Source organism: Chryseobacillus diguaensis (assembly GCF_049220665.1).
Taxonomy (GTDB): Bacteria; Bacillota; Bacilli; order Bacillales; family Bacillaceae; genus Metabacillus_B.
In genome coordinates this window covers 109153-125765 of the sequence record NZ_JBMKNV010000007.1, presented here as the reverse complement: position 1 = coordinate 125765, position 16613 = coordinate 109153, and the positions used below count along the sequence as shown (strand labels likewise).

Here is a 16613-nt window from a genome sequence, read left to right as displayed (position 1 = left end):
GGGCTTTAACCGTTCAATAAAAAAACCCAAAAACGTGAGCGTTCATGACGCTTTCTGTTTTTGGGTAGTTTAAATCCGCGCAATACAAGAAAGTATCCGCACCTCAAGCTCTGCTCATTCTCTGCTACCCTAAACTCTCTGCTATTCTCAACTAAACTATACTTTCTTGATCTTGTGTTTTATGGTAGTATACAATACGTTTTGTTGTCAACCTGTATGATTAATATTATTGTTTATTCATTGTTTTTTAGCTGCTAGATCCGGCCTGAGGCAGACAGCTTTATTTTGATAGATATGCTTAATTTCATCCTGTTTCAGCTCCGTTTCTGCCGTCAGCATAATTCTGATGCATTTCGGCAGGCTCCCATGTACATCTATTTCCTGCATGCACATGACAGGAACCATATCCCACCCTTTTAGCTTCCTTAATGCTTTAGCAGGAAAAGCCGCTTTTAGATCCGTTGTCATGGAAATAAAAACATTTACAACCATTTCAGGCTGCAGATTGTTTATATCTGCTATTTCTCTTATAAGCGCTTCAGCTGCACTCACAATTTCCTGTTCGCTATCGTTCTCAACTGTTGTGGCTCCCCGTATGCCTCTGTTCATCGGTGTACCTCCGCTCTCCATTCATTTAACAGCTCTAATAGCTGCTGTCTGGAAAAAGCATGCTTCTCTGCGCGGCCAAACTCTTTGAGCAGGATCATGTAGATGACGCCTGATTCAGCTTTTTTATCCTTTTCCATAGCGCTGATAAACTTTTCGCTGCTGATATCATCTGGGAGCGATACAGGAAAACCAAGCTCTTTAAACCATGAAACATTTTCCTGCAGCTTAAGATCAGCATGATTTGTTTTTTCACTTAGCCACAATGCAAAAATCATGCCAGCTGCTACAGCATCACCGTGAGAAATTCTTCCATACCCTAAGAGTTTCTCAAGAGCATGCCCTAGTGTATGGCCAAAATTCAAATAGCTTCTTACACCTTGCTCCCGTTCATCCTCAGAAACGATTGAGGCTTTGATTGAAATACCCATGCTGATTAATTCAACCAGAAGATTCTGCGATAAAAATTGAATATCCCTTACCTTTGAATGAAGCATTTCGTACATGTCCTTATCCTTTATAAAGGCATGTTTTATGACCTCTGCCAGTCCTGATCTTAATTCATCAAGTGGAAGAGTACGAAGAAACGCCGTATCATAAATAACCGCTAAAGGCTGGTAAAAGGCTCCGATCATGTTTTTGCCTTCAGGATGATTAATTCCTGTCTTTCCCCCAACTGCGCTGTCATGGGCAAGCAGGGTCGTAGGAATTTGAACGAATGGGATGCCCCTCATATAGGTTGCTGCAAAAAATCCGGCCAAATCCCCTATTACTCCTCCACCGAAAGCCAAAACAACCGATTTTCTGTCCAGCCCTTCACGAAGGGCGAAGGTTTGGATATCATAAAAAACTTCAAATGACTTTGCTGCTTCACCGCTTTTGGTGACATATTTGCACCAGCCAGCTATTTTTCCGGCAGCTGACTCTATTTGATTTCCATAGAATTGATTCACATTTTCATCAGTCACAATTAATAGTTTGGAAGGACTCATTCCGGAAGCTTCAAGAACCTCCTGAAGCTTTCCAAAGACCCCATCGCCAATCAGGACTGGATAGGAGGAACTTCCAGCATTTACTTGAATGTTTTTCATCAAAATCCCCTCGCGTAGTCTCTCATTTTCCGGATATTTTCCTGAATCAGATCCATACGGTCAACTCCAAATTGTTCGACAAGAGCTTTTGCCGTTTCCCATGCGACAACTGCTTCCGCAACAACACTTGCAGCAGGAACTGCACAGCTGTCAGAACGCTCAATACTCGCAGAAAACGTCTCTTTTGTTTCAATGTCAACACTTTGAAGCGGTTTGTATAAAGTCGGAATCGGCTTCATTACCCCCCTTATAATTAAAGGCATTCCTGTCGTCATTCCGCCTTCAAAGCCGCCAAGACGATTTGTCTTCCTGTAGTAGCCGAGCTCTTCACTCCAGGCAATTTCATCATGTACCTCACTGCCCGGTTTTTCTGCCGCCTCAAATCCAATGCCGAATTCTACTCCTTTAAAGGCATTAATGCTAACGATGGCAGCAGCAATTTTGGCGTCAAGCTTTCTATCGTAATGAACATAGCTTCCTACACCTGGCGGCATCCCTTCAACGATGACCTCTACAATTCCGCCAATCGAATCTCCGTTTTCCTTCGCTTCGTCGATGGCTTTCATCATCTTTAGAGAAGCCTCTTCATCTGCACAGCGTACTGGAGAATTCTCTGTTAGCTGATTCAGCTCTTCAATAGTTTCAAAGGAAGGATTAGCTTTTACACCGCCAATTTCCCGCACATGAGCCGTTACTTTTATGCCGCATTCTGAAAGTATTTTTCTTGCAACAGCACCTACTGCAACCCGCACAGTTGTTTCCCTTGCTGAAGATCTCTCCAGAACATTTCGCATATCTCTGTGGCCGTATTTAATAGCACCATTTAAATCAGCGTGGCCTGGTCTCGGTCTTGAGATTTGCCGTTTCATTTCTTTTTCTTCTTCTTCACTGATTGGGGCTGCCCCCATAATTTTTGTCCAATGAGTCCAGTCTTTATTTTCCACAACAAGAGCTAGAGGTGAGCCAAGCGTAACTCCATGGCGTATTCCGCTGAGAAGCTGAACCTGGTCCTTCTCAATCTGCATGCGCCTTCCTCTTCCATAACCCTTTTGTCTTCTTGCCAAATCTTCATTAATATCTTGATCCAATAATTTAAGGCCTGAAGGAACACCCTCTACAATGGCTGTAAGCTGGGGTCCATGCGATTCACCAGCAGTCAAATATCTCATCATCTTTTCTCCCTTCAACGCATTAACGCTTTTATGTATAAATAAACTTTTATGTAATACTATATCATACTAAGCGTGTAAAATGTAGGTGAATTGTTTAACTTTAACGGTTTCGCGTAAAAAGGCTGTGTGATTAGTTCGGATCGTTCTTTATCTTTTTTCATAAAAGAATGTATCAACTGAGTGAAGACCATATTTTTCAGGATGAAATATCTGTTCGGTGCTTCCCACAAATAAAATACCGCCTTTTTTTAAGGAATCGCTAAACTTTTTATAAAGCAATTCTTTTGCCTGTTCAGTAAAATAGATAAGGACGTTACGGCAAACAATCAGATCAAAATCCTTTTCAAATTCGGCTGATAATAAATTTTGCTGTTTGAAAACTGCCATATTTTTTATCTCCGGCTTAATGTGATAAAGATCATTTTTCCTTATAAAATAATTGGCTTTCATTTCTGCGGACACTTCCTGCAGCGATCTTTCCGGGTAAATGCCTATTTTCGCTCTAGCTATTGCATTCTTGTCTATATCGGTTGCCAGTAATTGAATCGATGCTGCTTTGAAGTAACTCAGCATCATCATTGCAAGCGTATATGGCTCCTCTCCTGTTGAACAGGCCGCACTCCAAAGCTTTATTTTTTTATCCTTAATTAAATCAGGCAAAATCATCCGTTCAAGAATTTCCCATCTTTTTCTGTTGCGGTAAAACTCTGATACATTAATAGTCATCCGATCAAGAAATTCTGCCAGAAGTTCTTCATTTTCCATCAGAGCTTTGTAAAACTCCTGAAAAGAGCTGAACCCCCTTTTTTGAAAAAGGGAAGTCAGTCTCCTTCTCATTTGAGCCTCTTTGTATAGCGCGAGGTCAATACCTGTTTTTTCATTCATCTTTTTTATAAAAAGTAAATAATCATCCATAACCATTTCTCCCAAATACGATAAACTTTAACAATTTAAGTATATCTTATGGAAATACCCGTGTCTTTAAGGAGCCATAGATTAATTTCTTTTCTTAAACTTTGTTGCTCATGACCCTATATTACGATCTCGAAACCAATTGGCAGGGCAAAAACTTTAAGAAAAGATGCCCCGATGCTAGTCTAAATGCGTGATAAAAGCATTTACGAACAACAACAATCTCTTTGGAGACAGCCTTGCGAAAACAGCAAAATAAAAAACCAGCCAAAGGCTGGTTTTACTCAATATACCCACTTGCTAATATTTTGCTCGTACTCATTTAATTCTTCTTGTTTGAAAAACAGGCCAATCTCACGTTCTGCGCTTTCAGAAGAATCGGAGCCATGAATAATATTTTTACCTACAATTATGCCAAAATCCCCTCTGATTGTTCCAGGCAGCGCTTCCTTCGGATTTGTTTTACCCATCATTTGGCGTGTTACTTCAATGACATTTTCCCCTTGCCAAACCATTGCGAAAACTGGTCCCGAAGTAATGAAATTAACAAGTTCTCCAAAGAAAGGTCTTTCCTTATGCTCGCCGTAATGCTCTTCAGCAAGTTCTCTGGAAATAGTCATCAGCTTAGCTCCAGATAACTGAAAGCCCTTTCTTTCAATCCTGCCCAAAATTTCCCCGATTAATTGACGCTGTACGCCATCAGGTTTCACCATAAGAAATGTCTTTTCCATATGTGTTTCCCACCCCATCAATATGTATAGGATTTCATAATCCCGTAGAAAATCGTACCATTAAACAACCGTTTCTGCAATGATGAGGTGGTACTGTTTTTTTAAAGGCCCTTTTCTTAAACTTTGTTGCTTTTCCATCTATACAAGAGAATTCCGGACTAATTACGAAGCCAATCTTCATATCAATAGCAACAATCTCTCTGAAAAAAGCCTTTTTAAAATTTTCGTTTTCCGATATACTTTGCAATCGAACCCAAGCTGGATCTTGCCTGCCCCCGCGGTAGTTCCCGTAAAATAGCCAGTGCTTTTTCAAGGTAACGGTTACTTATTTCAAATGCCTGATCAACAGCTCCGGAATTTTTAATTCCCTCTATGAGCGGCTTGATCGCATCCGCATTCGACTGGCTGCCAATTTTATAAACTTGTTCTTTTAGATCGGTATCATTCATGGCAAATAACACAGGAAGGGTAACATTTCCCTGAAGAAGATCGCTCCCTACCGGTTTTCCCAATTCTTCTTCTGAGGAAGTGAAATCAAGAATATCATCAATGATCTGGTAAGACATGCCAACAAAATAGCCAAACCAATACAGTTTTCGGTGGAGTTTTTCATCGGCACCGGAAGCAATGGCGCCAAGCTGGCAGCTTACCGCAATCAGTATTGCCGTTTTGCGCTTAATTCTTTTTAGGTATGTTCTTAAATTTTGATCAAAGCGATATTTATCTTTAATTTGTTCGATTTCGCCGAGGCAAACTTCTACTATTGTACTGGACAAGATTTTGTGAGCAAGACTATTGTCTATGTTGGTCATGTATTCGAGCGATCTTGCAAATAGGTAATCTCCCGTGTACATGGCAATCTTGTTATCCCATTTTGCTTTAATAGTAGGTTTTCCCCGCCTTAATTCAGCATCATCAATAACATCGTCATGGACTAATGATGCCATATGTATTAATTCCAATGAAACCGCAACGTATTTAATTTTGTGGATATTATAATCCCCAAACATGCCTGAAAGAAGAACAAATACCGGACGAATTCTTTTCCCTCCAGCCTGAAGCAAGTGGAGACCCGCTTGGCTGATCAGGTCGTATTCAGAATGCACGATATCTTCGAGGTCCTTTTCAATTAAGTCGAGGTCAGCATTCAAAAAAGAATACAAACTTTTAAATTTCATTCAATTCACCAACACTCTTCATTTCATTGTACTGGCTTATAGCCCAGATGCATTGCGGCAACCCCGCCTGTAAAGGGCTTTACTTCCACCTCAGCAAGTCCCGCTTCTTCAAACATTCGTGCAAGCTTTTTGCTGTCCGGAAAATCACGCGCTGATTCCTGAAGCCAGGAATATTCATTAAAGCTTTTAGCGAAAATTTTTCCAAATAAAGGCATAATATATCTGAAATAAAGCAAATAGGCCTGCCTGAAGCCAGGCATAGTTGGCTGGGAGGTTTCGAGGCAAACCACTTTTCCTCCTGGTTTCACAACTCTAGTCATTTCTTTTAAAACAGTCATATAATCCGGAACATTTCTCAGGCCAAAACCAATGGTGACAAAATCAAAGGTGTTATCTTCAAAAGGCAATTTCATTGCATTCCCTTGAATTAGTTCAATGTGGCTAAACTTGCTCTCAGCCACTTTTTTCTTTGCCACTGAGAGCATATTGCTGCTGAAATCGAGACCGATCACTCTGCCATTATCACCAGCCGCCTCGGCAAGTGCAAGCGTCCAGTCCCCAGTTCCGCAGCAAACATCAAGAGCTTTATCGCCTTTTTGTACCTTCATTCTTTTCATGGTTTCTTTTCTCCAGGCAATATGGCGCTTGAAACTGATGACAGAATTCATTTGGTCATATTGTCCGGAAATTTTTTCAAATACACCGTGCACTTTTTCTTCTTTGGATTGCTGCATATTATAAACCCTCTTCCGCTAACTTATGGTACGCAGGGTCCTCATTAAAGCGCAATGACTCGAGCCTTGTAATAAAAGCAGCTTTAAGGGAAGGAGAACATTTTAATCCTTTATCCATAAGGGAGACTGATTCTTCGAAATAACGGTTGCAGAATTCCTTCAGATAACTGCCCGTCACCTCTAGAGCATTAAAATTACGCTTTTTTCTATCTATTTTTCTCATTACAGTCGGCAGACCCATCTCATATCTTTTTTTCTCAACAGACATCCGTTTGTAAGAAAGGAATTTTTCAGAAAATACTTTCCACATATCCACTTTAAAATGCTCTGCAACTCTTTTAAAAAGAGCTGTTTCAACAGTTGTCATACTGCCGATCATATCTTCAATTCCATCCATTGAATTATCATATAACCGGATTTTGTGCTCGTTAATCTCTCTGATTGCCGTTGCCAGAGTGCGAATCATGCTGATGTCTTTCATATCAGAAAGCAAGGAATAATAAAGTCCGCTGAAATAATCTCCAGCCAGTACAGTCAGCTGCCTTTGTACAAATTCCTGCTGTTCAAGATTTGCAAGAGTTGTCACATCGTCATGGGTATCAAGGGCAATTTGAACAAGCATTGCTGTGAGCACATAATTGCATTTCTGCTCCTCCTCCAGAGGAACTTGATCCATTATGGCATAAAAAAGCAAAAGCTTGTCCTCATCGATAACAGGTGAAGGCAAAAATTTCACAAGGTATGGATGAGCCAGCTTAACTTGCAATTTTTGTTTCAGTTTTTCCAATGGTCCATAGATGTCTTGCAATGAAATCACCCTTGTTCCCAGATAGGATCCGATATTGTCGAAGCTTTTAAACAATTGACTTGCAGAAAAAAGCCTGAAATGATAAGCAAACTCTATTATATCACATATCAACTGTCATTTTATCATGACAGCTAAGAAGCAGGAAGTTTATCCCGCCTATTTTCTTGACTCGCTTTCGATTTCCCCAAAACTGGTTTGAATCTGGGATTTGCCGCGCACTTTAATAGCCGATGTATGCTCGGTAAACTGGGCGATCATAACTTCCCCTTTATCCAGCTTCTCCGAATGGTGAAACCTTGTATCAGATCCTCTGGTAAGGCCGATGACATGCACACCGTCTTCCTCTGCTTTTATAACAACAAAATCGCTGGATTCCTTTTTCATTTCAACACCTGCTTCTAGAATAAATTTACTTGCGAATTAAAGACATAACTTCCGCTCTTGCTGCTGCATCATCTGTGAAGACACCGCGAACAGCAGAAGTAACAGTTTTAGATCCGGGCTTCTTCACACCTCTCATTGTCATGCACATATGTTCCGCCTCGACAACGACCATGACTCCATGAGGATCCAGTGATTCAAGAAGGCTGTTTGCAACAGTAGAGGTGATCCGTTCTTGAAGCTGAGGTCTTTTAGCAACTGCTTCAAGTGCTCTGGCAATTTTGCTGAGCCCTGTTACTTTCCCGCCCCGGGGTATATAGGCAACATGCGCTTGTCCGAAGAAAGGGACAAGATGATGCTCGCACATAGAATAGAAAGGAATATCTTTTACTAGAACAAGTTCTTCATGGTCTTCACCGAATACTGTTTTAAAGTGTTCTGCAGGATTTTCACCGATTCCGGAGAATACCTCCTGATACATTTTAGCTACCCTTTTTGGAGTGTCTGCTAACCCCTCCCTGGACGGGTCTTCTCCGATTGCCTCCAGGATATTTCTAACTGCTTCCTCTATTTGCTGTATGTTAACCTCTTTCATTCCTTAAGCCTCCCGTTACAGTTACATTTGATACAGATTCTAGCACAATTTGGAGGGCAAAAGCAAAAGCTCTGTATGCTCCAATATTATTATTAAGAAAAGCGACAAGCGCCTTGAACAGCCTAAGGCAAGCGACTTGCAGAAAATCCCATAAAGTCCGATTTTCACTTTTTGGGATTTCTGAAGTGACCCAGGGCGGGCTAGGCTCTGGAGCTGGACAAATCAACTTTTACAGCCTGAGCTTATATATGTACAAAAGAAAAGCCCCTCAAAAAGGGGCTTTCTGTGAAGAAATGTGTATGTAAGTTTCTTGCATCATACACTGAAAGAAGTGCTCTTTCGATTTAATTACTTTCCAGCTACAGCGTCTTTAAGAGCTTTACCTGGTTTGAATGCAGGCACCTTGCTTGCAGGGATTTCGATTTCATCACCAGTTTGAGGATTACGTCCTTTACGAGCCGCACGTTCGCGAACTTCGAAGTTACCGAAACCGATCAATTGGATTTTATCGCCGCTTTTCAAAGCGTCTAAAATTGTATCGAAAACTGCATCTACAGCTTTAGTAGCGTCTTTTTTGGAAAGTTCTCCAGTTTCAGCTACAGCATTGATTAGTTCTGTTTTATTCATGCCTTTCACCTCCTCCCAAGGAGTATGAGATAACAGGGATTCTGTTACTTCCATTTCTTCACAGAAACCGCTTGTTCTATACCTCTAAGCAAGCGTTTTACTGTTTTCACGCTAATATTAACGGATATGAAGCGATAATTCAATCATTTTCCGTGTTATTTAGCGTTTTTTTAGGAATATTTGACCAGATGAGAGAAATTTTGCTCTCATTCTGTTAGTAGATTATCATATCAGATTTGTCATAGCAACTAAAAATAACTTGAAAACCTTTAATTCTCGGGCTTTTACAGTCTTTTTGATACTTTATCACAAGAAAATGAGAGAATCAAATAAAACCTCACCAACGCTTATTTATCCATGTGTTTATATGCTTCGAAGCTTGTCATTTTTTTAGGGCATAAGACAGGGAACACAACGGCGGTTTTGCAAAAAACAGCTTCATTCTATCTGATTGTTCTATGAATCATGCAGCATAATATATCGCTAAAAAAGCTAATATCGAAGATTGCTGCTTTCCTTAAGGATTCGGGCACAAAGGAAGAAAGCTTGTCCAACATTATTTTAAGAGCCCGTTAGAAATTGATGCTGGATTCCTTCTCTAACATGGCTTTTTTTAAAGCTGTTTTCGCATAGATTGCTGCTATTCGTACGATCTTAGAACACGAATATAGACTAACTTCGTAGTATCTTTTCTTAAAATTCGCAGCTGTATATAGGTCCGCGATCACTAATATAGATGAGGAAGCAACAAGGTTTAAGAAAAGAGCCTTTTTGAAAAATCGTTTCAAGATATAATCATTTCTTTTTTACAAGCTTACTAGACGAATCTTTTAGTTTACGATCTGGCCGGCTGCTCTTTTTGTAACCCTTATCCAAGCCGGAAAGGACTTATTCATCTTTTTTAACCGGTTTCAGCTCATATTAACGAGAATAAGCCAAGTTCTAATACAAACCTTGCTGTCTCTATCTTATTTCTCTTTTTTAAAGGTTTGAAATGGAATTTTCAAGATGATTTTTTTCTTCTCAAGGGTTACAGTCCGATCCTTAGTTTTCACGGGCGAAATAAGGCATCTTACTGGCGGAACTCTGTTTTCACGAGCCTAACTCGCCTTCCTACAAGCCAAACTCGCAATTTAACGAGCCAGCCCTTTAAAAGAAATCTAGAATGAGAAGCAACAAAGTTTAAGAAAAAAGCCTTTAAAAAACAAAAAAAATGCAGGGATATTCCCCCTGCACAGACTACCTATAGAATAATAGCGATCAAACCGCCAGAACCTTCGTTTATAATACGCTCCAGCGTTTCTTTCAGTTTATAGCGGGCATTTTCGGGCATAAGGGAAAGCTTTGCCTGAATTCCTTCCCTGACTATTGAGCTTAAGCTTCTTCCAAAAATATCGGAATTCCAGATGGAAAGCGGATCATCTTCAAAGTCCTGCATCAGATACCTCACAAGCTCTTCACTCTGCTTTTCCGTTCCAATGATTGGAGAGAATTCTGATTCCACATCAACCTTTATCATATGAATAGACGGCGCTACCGCTTTTAAGCGCACACCGAACCGTGATCCATGCCTTGTGATTTCCGGCTCATCAAGACTCATATCTGACAGTGCAGGGGCTGCTATCCCATAACCCGTTTGCTTCACCATGCGCAGCGCATCTGAAACTTGATCATATTCAGCCTTCGCATAAGCAAAATCCTGCATTAGCTGCAGCAGGTGATCCTTGCCCCTGATCTCCACTCCTACTACTTCTTTCAGTATTTCATCGTACAGGTTATCCGGTGCATAAAGATCAATTTCTGCAATCCCCTGCCCCATTTCAATACCAGCAAGACTTGCCCTCTCAATAAAGTCAAACTCACTGAAGGATACTACGACCCTGTCTACGTCTCTCAAGCGCTTTATATCCTTTACCGTATCTTTAACTGCCTCCTGGTAGCTCTCCCTCAGCCAATGGCTTTCTCTAAGTACCATAACCCAGCTTGGGAGGTTAACATTTACCTCAAGCACAGGAAATTCAAAAAGAGATTCTCTCAATACGTTCATAACATCTGATTCTCTCATGCTCTCTACACTCATTGCCAAAACAGGTATGTCGTATTTCTCTGTTAATTGCTGTCTTAATACTTCTGTATCAGGATGGTACGGCTGTACAGTGTTAATGACCATGATGAAGGGTTTGCCAACTTCTTTCAATTCCTCAATAACGCGTTCCTCTGCTTCAATATAGTCATAACGGGGTATTTCACCAATGGAACCGTCCGTTGTTACCACTACTCCAATTGTAGAATGCTCCTGGATCACTTTTCTTGTGCCGATTTCTGCTGCTTCATGGAAAGGAATCGGCTCTTCATACCATGGAGTATTGATCATTCTCGGTCCATTTTCATCTTCGTATCCTTTTGCACCAGGAACTGTATAACCGACGCAGTCAACAAGGCGGATATTGACATCAAGCCCTTCCCCGACATGCACACTGACTGCCTGGTTTGGCACAAATTTCGGTTCTGTTGTCATAATGGTTTTGCCTGCAGCACTTTGCGGAAGCTCGTCTTGCGCCCTTGCTTTTTCAGCTTCATTATTGATATTCGGAAGCACTACCAGTTCCATGAACTTTTTGATAAAAGTAGATTTGCCTGTTCTTACAGCTCCAACTACTCCGAGATATATATCGCCTCCTGTCCGTTCAGCGATGTCTTTAAAAATATCTACCTTTTCCAAGTGATCCCCTCCCGATCAAATGTTTCTTGGGAAATTCCGTTTTTCTTCATATAGGACACTATATGTGTATGATGTTGTCCTATTTATTTATGACTCATATTGAAAAATTTTCTATTTTTTCATTTCATGTAAAATAAAAAACCCTTCTTTCTGAATGTATTTCAGAATAGAAGGGTTCATGACTTATTGAACCATAAAAACAGGTTCATTTTTTGCATTAACTGTGTACGGCAAAGAAAACGCAGGAACGAAGGGAGAATCTTCTGTGAGCAGATCCCTGATGTCTGTTCCTTTTTTAGGGTGTTTACCGCTCTTTTTCAACTCTCTGGCCAAATCCATTCGATAGTCGGCATAAAGCTCTCCTTTGTTATCAATCACTAAGGGCAAATACGCTCCTGAAAAGGGACTTACCACCTGGGGAGGGTCATTATAGCCAAGCTGCTTATAATCCAGGCTGTAAACCTTATCAGCAAGCACTTTGCTGTATGGAGGATAGCCATTTGACTCTATGTATGCTGTGAGTCTGATCTTAAGATCCCTTATTTTTTCAGAGGTTCGAAGATCAATCAATTTTACTTTAGGGTTTTTCTCTGCATCAATCAGAACGTATAGATAAATTCCTCCGCTTTCAAAAGCGGTTCCGGGAGGTTCCGGCATATACTTCGGCATAAGCTGATTAAAATCAATGGGGTATTTTTGATAAATGGGTGTTTTCATATCTCTTGTCTTTATAGGAAGAAGGCCGCCTGAATCTTTTCGGTACTGATCAACTGCTTTTTGAACTCCTTCAAGCTGGCTGTCATAAGGAATTTGATTTTGAGCCAGTTGGCTTTGAGGATACATGCAGCCGGATACCCCTGACAAAATCATGAGCAGCAAAATGATTTTCAGAAAGTTTTTCATGTTTCTCCTCCTCTGCTGTTTACTCATTGACCGGCCCGCTAAAAACAACGAAGAGAATAATCAGGCCAGCAAAAATCAAAAACAAATAGGCTGCAGAAGAGAATAAAACCTTCAAAACCCTGTTTTTTAGCTTATAGCGGCTAAAATAAACAGCAAAGACTGCCACAAACATAAATACCATTGAAGAAAGCGCGATCCACATTTTCAATAATGCAGGTGACACATCCATTCCTCCCTGATCCAAAAATATTCTGTTTTGTCAACGTTTTCAAAAAAAGCATTCCTTAAAAAAGGCTTGTCCTTAAAAAAAAGCATTCTATTAATCTGAAATTCTTGTAATATTATGGCAGCTTCTGATGTAAAAAACTGAAGTAAAGAGGGGGCGGCTTTACTTCAGCTATAGAACCCGCGACTAATTTTACCCTTATCGAACAGTACACCTCTCTATTGTACGATGCATATTATGCGACTTAATTAGTTTTTGCATCCTCTAATGCCTAGTTTACAGCATGTTTCAGAATTGCAGGAGAACTTTTAGCCGCTTTTTAAACACTTTGAAGTTTCATTCGCAAACTCAAGATATCATATGCCCCGCCGGAAGAGTTGGTCACTTGTCTATTCGCTTCGGTCACCAACAATATTTACAAGGTCTTCCATTTCATTCGTTTTTACTCTGCTCATCAATGAATCCACTGCCTCTTTCGGACTTTTACCATTAAATAAAACGTCGTAAAGAGCGACAGTAATCGGCATTTTAACATTATATTTCTGAGAGAGCTGGTAAGCTGCTTTAGTGGTCCGGACCCCTTCCACGACCATGCCCATTTTTTCCAAAACCTCTTCAAGCTGATCCCCTTTACCTAGCATATTCCCCGCACGCCAGTTACGGGAATGCACACTTGTACATGTCACAATTAAATCACCTATTCCAGCAAGGCCTGAAAAAGTAAGAGGGTTTGCCCCCATACCGCTACCGACACGGGCAATTTCCGCAAGTCCTCTTGTGATAAGAGCCGCTTTTGCATTGTCCCCGTAGCCCAGTCCATCAGTGATTCCAGCTGCGAGTGCTATAATGTTTTTCAATGCACCGCCAATTTCAACACCTACGATGTCAGGATTTGTGTACACCCTAAAATGCTGGTTCATGAAAAGATCCTGCACATACTCAGCTGCTTCCATGCTCTTTGAAGCAGAAGTAACCGTTGTCGGCTGACGCAGGCTTACTTCTTCTGCATGACTGGGACCTGAAAGCACAACCACATCTTTTAGGAGGTCAACAGGAACTTCCTCTTCAATGATTTCAGATATTCTTTTTAAGGAATCGGGCTCAATTCCTTTGCTGACATGAACAATGGTAAGAGGATTCTTTTTTAGTTTGGCCGTTTCTCCAAGCACTTCTCTTACAGCCTTAGCAGGAACGGCAAGGATAACGGTGCTGACTCCTTCAAGTGCCTCTAAAAGAGAGGAATAGCCTGTAATACCAGCGGGCAATTGAATATCAGGCAAATATTTATGATTGCGCCTTGTTTGGTTCAATTCATTAATGAGCTCTTTCCGATGGCCCCAAAGTCTGACCTCGTGCTTATTATCTGCAAGAACAATCGATAGGGCAGTGCCCCAGCTGCCTGCTCCAAGAACAGCTATTCTTTCCATGCTTCTCCCCCCTTTTAAGCTGCATGGCAGCATATAGTTATTTTCTCGCTCTTGGAATCAGTCTAATCGGCGTCCCTTCAAAACCGAAGGCATCCCTGATCCGGTTTTCTAAGAAACGTTCATATGAGAAGTGCATCAGTTCCGGTTCATTGACAAATACAACAAATGTAGGCGGTTTTACAGCAACTTGAGCTGCATAATATATCCTTAATCTTTTCCCTTTATCAGAAGGAGCAGGGTTCATCGCTACAGCATCAGATATCACATCGTTCAATACCGTTGTCGGCACTCTCATGGAATGATTTTCACTTGCTGTTAATATTTCAGGCATTAGTGTGTGAATTCTTTTCTTCGTTAAAGCAGATAAGAAGACAATTGGTGCATAGTCAAGGAAAAGGAAATGTTCCCTAATGTTTTGTTCGAAGGATTTCATTGTCTTTTCATCTTTTTCAACAACGTCCCATTTGTTTACCACAATAACAACCGCTTTTCCTGCTTCATGGGCATAGCCTGCAATTTTTTTATCCTGCTCGATGATGCCTTCTTCACCGTTCAGCACTACTAAAACAACATCTGAGCGTTCAATTGCTTTTAAGGCTCTTAACACGCTATATTTTTCAGTTGATTCATATACTTTTCCTTTTTTCCTCATGCCGGCTGTATCAATAATGACGTATTCACGACCATTATATTTATATAGCGTATCTATAGCATCTCTCGTTGTCCCGGCAATATCACTAACAATAACCCTGTCTTCTCCTAATATGGCATTAACCATTGAGGATTTGCCTACATTAGGACGTCCTATAAGGGAAAATTTGATGATATCATCGTCGTATTCTTTTCCTCCTGATGATGGAAAATGCTTTGCCGCTTCATCAAGCAGATCACCAATACCAAGACCATGGGAACCCGAAATAGGAAAAGGCTCTCCAAACCCTAAAGAATAAAAGTCAAAAATATCTGTTCGCATTTCCGGATTATCAATTTTATTGACTGCCAAAACAACCGGCTTATTAGAACGATAGAGAATTTTGGCAACTTCCTCGTCAGCAGAAGTGACCCCTTCTCTTCCGTTTGTCAGAAAAATAATAACATCTGCTTCATCGATTGCTATTTCAGCCTGCTGGCGAATTTGCGTTAGAAAAGGGGCATCTCCAATTTCAATTCCGCCTGTATCAATAATATTGAATTCATAATTTAGCCATTCTCCTGAGCTGTATATACGGTCCCTTGTGATGCCTGGTATATCTTCTACGATTGACACTCGTTCTCCGACAATCCTGTTGAAAATAGTTGATTTACCTACATTCGGGCGTCCGACGATGGCGATAATCGGTTTTGCCATTAGTCCAACATCCTTTCTATTCTTCTGATGTACATATATGTACTGTCATTTTTATTTTAATTATAGCGTTTTTTGGGGCACAAGCTGAATAAGTGATTCCTGCAAAATGATGATTATCTCATTTTCGCAAAGTTTTTGCTATCGTATGAGTATTGAACACGCATAAGAACTAGCTTTGGGGCATCTTTTCTTAAAATTTTCAAATGTAATCATGCTTTTTATCCACTTAAATGAATATATTAACAACCAAGTTTAAGAAAAGAGCCTCATGAAAGAAACCCTTCCTCATGGATGCAGAAGGGTTTAGCTTTTCTATTCTACCAGTTTTTATACATGTGGACAACTTAATTCCAAACAGTTTTCATACAATCTCCCTGTAAGGGCTGCCTCCAATAGTATCATTCTGCGTATACCATTAGCCTTGCCTCTCATTTTGTTTTTTATAAACATACTGACCGGCATTATGGCTGAAATACTCTACTGCCGACCATATTCCAATAACGCCTCCGCCTGCTGCAAGAAGATCTAAATATCCATGACCGCCAATTGTCAGTCCATCATAAAAGTGGCGGAGCACAGCCCAGTACAAAAATTCCCCCTGTGAAAGCGCTACTATAAAAAGGGACAGCCGATTGAGAAAGTCTTTGCCAAAATAAAGAGACAAACCGCCAAAAAGGATAAGCAAGATATAAAACCGGTCAATAATAAACCACACAGGATCAAATAATTGAAAAAGCATAATGGCGGTATAGCCTGCCATCATGGCAAAAGCAAGAAGCAAGAATGAAAAAGAAGTAAAATAGCGTTTTACTGCAATCAAACCAAAAGAAAGGCCCCATATTTCCAAATAGGCCATCCCCACTGAAAAAGAAGATGTATGAATAAACATCTGGCTGCTTGCCAGATTAATTAGAATAAAGAAAACAGCAATCGTCCGCTCTGCACTCTTTTTCCAAAGAAATGCGGCTGCAATAAAAGCGCCCCACATAATCCAATAATAAAATATTCCTTCCATTTCCTTTCCCTCCTTCAATCCCATTATCGTCTGAATTTCTGAAATTTAATCGGGCATGATAAGGAAAACTTATTTAACTCTTTTAAACAGAAGGCTCTGTTAAACTTGGCTGCTGATTGCAGCTAGCAGGCACTCAA

Annotated in this window: 17 protein-coding genes; all 17 read right to left on the bottom strand. The window is 40.5% G+C overall.

Annotated features, from left to right (window positions below; genetic code table 11):
- Nucleotides 1–237: 237 nt before the first annotated feature.
- Entirely contained in the window at nucleotides 238–609 is a 372-nt protein-coding gene (aroH, locus tag ACOT8F_RS12855) for a chorismate mutase (RefSeq protein ID WP_421652317.1), read from the bottom strand.
- Entirely contained in the window at nucleotides 606–1697 is a 1092-nt protein-coding gene (gene aroB / locus ACOT8F_RS12850) for a 3-dehydroquinate synthase (RefSeq protein WP_421652316.1), read from the bottom strand. Before aroB ends, aroH begins: the two co-directional genes overlap by 4 nt.
- Nucleotides 1697–2866, bottom strand: coding sequence for a chorismate synthase (gene aroC, locus ACOT8F_RS12845; protein WP_421652414.1), 1170 nt, complete (start codon nucleotides 2864–2866; stop codon nucleotides 1697–1699). The genes aroB and aroC overlap by 1 nt, the downstream gene beginning before the upstream one ends.
- 150 nt (nucleotides 2867–3016) lie before the next feature.
- Nucleotides 3017–3784 (bottom strand): CheR family methyltransferase, encoded by a 768-nt coding sequence (locus ACOT8F_RS12840; protein WP_421652315.1) that lies wholly within the window; start codon nucleotides 3782–3784, stop codon nucleotides 3017–3019.
- Nucleotides 3785–4065: 281 nt separating this feature from the next.
- Nucleotides 4066–4512 (bottom strand): nucleoside-diphosphate kinase, encoded by a 447-nt coding sequence (ndk, locus tag ACOT8F_RS12835; RefSeq protein WP_421652314.1) that lies wholly within the window; start codon nucleotides 4510–4512, stop codon nucleotides 4066–4068.
- 215 nt (nucleotides 4513–4727) lie between these two features.
- The gene (hepT, locus tag ACOT8F_RS12830) at nucleotides 4728–5690 is read right to left on the bottom strand and encodes a heptaprenyl diphosphate synthase component II (RefSeq protein WP_421652313.1); all 963 of its coding nucleotides are present in this window, start codon (nucleotides 5688–5690) and stop codon (nucleotides 4728–4730) included.
- Nucleotides 5691–5713: 23 nt separating this feature from the next.
- A complete protein-coding gene (locus ACOT8F_RS12825) occupies nucleotides 5714–6424 on the bottom strand; it encodes a demethylmenaquinone methyltransferase (RefSeq protein ID WP_421652311.1) in 711 nt (236 codons plus the stop codon).
- 1 nt (nucleotide 6425) lies between these two features.
- Nucleotides 6426–7232: a heptaprenyl diphosphate synthase component 1 gene (locus tag ACOT8F_RS12820; RefSeq protein ID WP_421652310.1), complete on the bottom strand. Its 807-nt coding sequence runs from the start codon at nucleotides 7230–7232 to the stop codon at nucleotides 6426–6428.
- A gap of 156 nt (nucleotides 7233–7388) precedes the next feature.
- The gene (mtrB, locus tag ACOT8F_RS12815) at nucleotides 7389–7616 is read right to left on the bottom strand and encodes a trp RNA-binding attenuation protein MtrB (protein WP_421652309.1); all 228 of its coding nucleotides are present in this window, start codon (nucleotides 7614–7616) and stop codon (nucleotides 7389–7391) included.
- Between the two features lie 25 nt (nucleotides 7617–7641).
- On the bottom strand, nucleotides 7642–8208 hold the full coding sequence (gene folE, locus ACOT8F_RS12810) for a GTP cyclohydrolase I FolE (protein ID WP_421652308.1): 567 nt from the start codon (nucleotides 8206–8208) through the stop codon (nucleotides 7642–7644).
- Nucleotides 8209–8556: 348 nt separating this feature from the next.
- Nucleotides 8557–8835, bottom strand: a complete 279-nt coding sequence (locus tag ACOT8F_RS12805) for an HU family DNA-binding protein (RefSeq protein WP_421652307.1) — start codon at nucleotides 8833–8835, stop codon at nucleotides 8557–8559.
- A 1243-nt stretch (nucleotides 8836–10078) separates the two neighbouring features.
- Nucleotides 10079–11557: a stage IV sporulation protein A gene (gene spoIVA / locus ACOT8F_RS12800; protein ID WP_421652306.1), complete on the bottom strand. Its 1479-nt coding sequence runs from the start codon at nucleotides 11555–11557 to the stop codon at nucleotides 10079–10081.
- A gap of 183 nt (nucleotides 11558–11740) precedes the next feature.
- Entirely contained in the window at nucleotides 11741–12460 is a 720-nt protein-coding gene (locus ACOT8F_RS12795) for a hypothetical protein (RefSeq protein ID WP_421652305.1), read from the bottom strand.
- A 19-nt stretch (nucleotides 12461–12479) separates the two neighbouring features.
- A complete protein-coding gene (locus ACOT8F_RS12790) occupies nucleotides 12480–12683 on the bottom strand; it encodes a DUF2768 domain-containing protein (RefSeq protein ID WP_421652304.1) in 204 nt (67 codons plus the stop codon).
- A 392-nt stretch (nucleotides 12684–13075) separates the two neighbouring features.
- Complete coding sequence (locus ACOT8F_RS12785) at nucleotides 13076–14113, bottom strand: NAD(P)H-dependent glycerol-3-phosphate dehydrogenase (RefSeq protein ID WP_421652303.1); 1038 nt, start codon at nucleotides 14111–14113, stop codon at nucleotides 13076–13078.
- Nucleotides 14114–14150: 37 nt separating this feature from the next.
- Nucleotides 14151–15461: a ribosome biogenesis GTPase Der gene (gene der, locus ACOT8F_RS12780; RefSeq protein WP_421652302.1), complete on the bottom strand. Its 1311-nt coding sequence runs from the start codon at nucleotides 15459–15461 to the stop codon at nucleotides 14151–14153.
- Nucleotides 15462–15876: 415 nt separating this feature from the next.
- A complete protein-coding gene (locus ACOT8F_RS12775) occupies nucleotides 15877–16476 on the bottom strand; it encodes a YphA family membrane protein (RefSeq protein ID WP_421652301.1) in 600 nt (199 codons plus the stop codon).
- Nucleotides 16477–16613 lie beyond the last annotated feature (137 nt).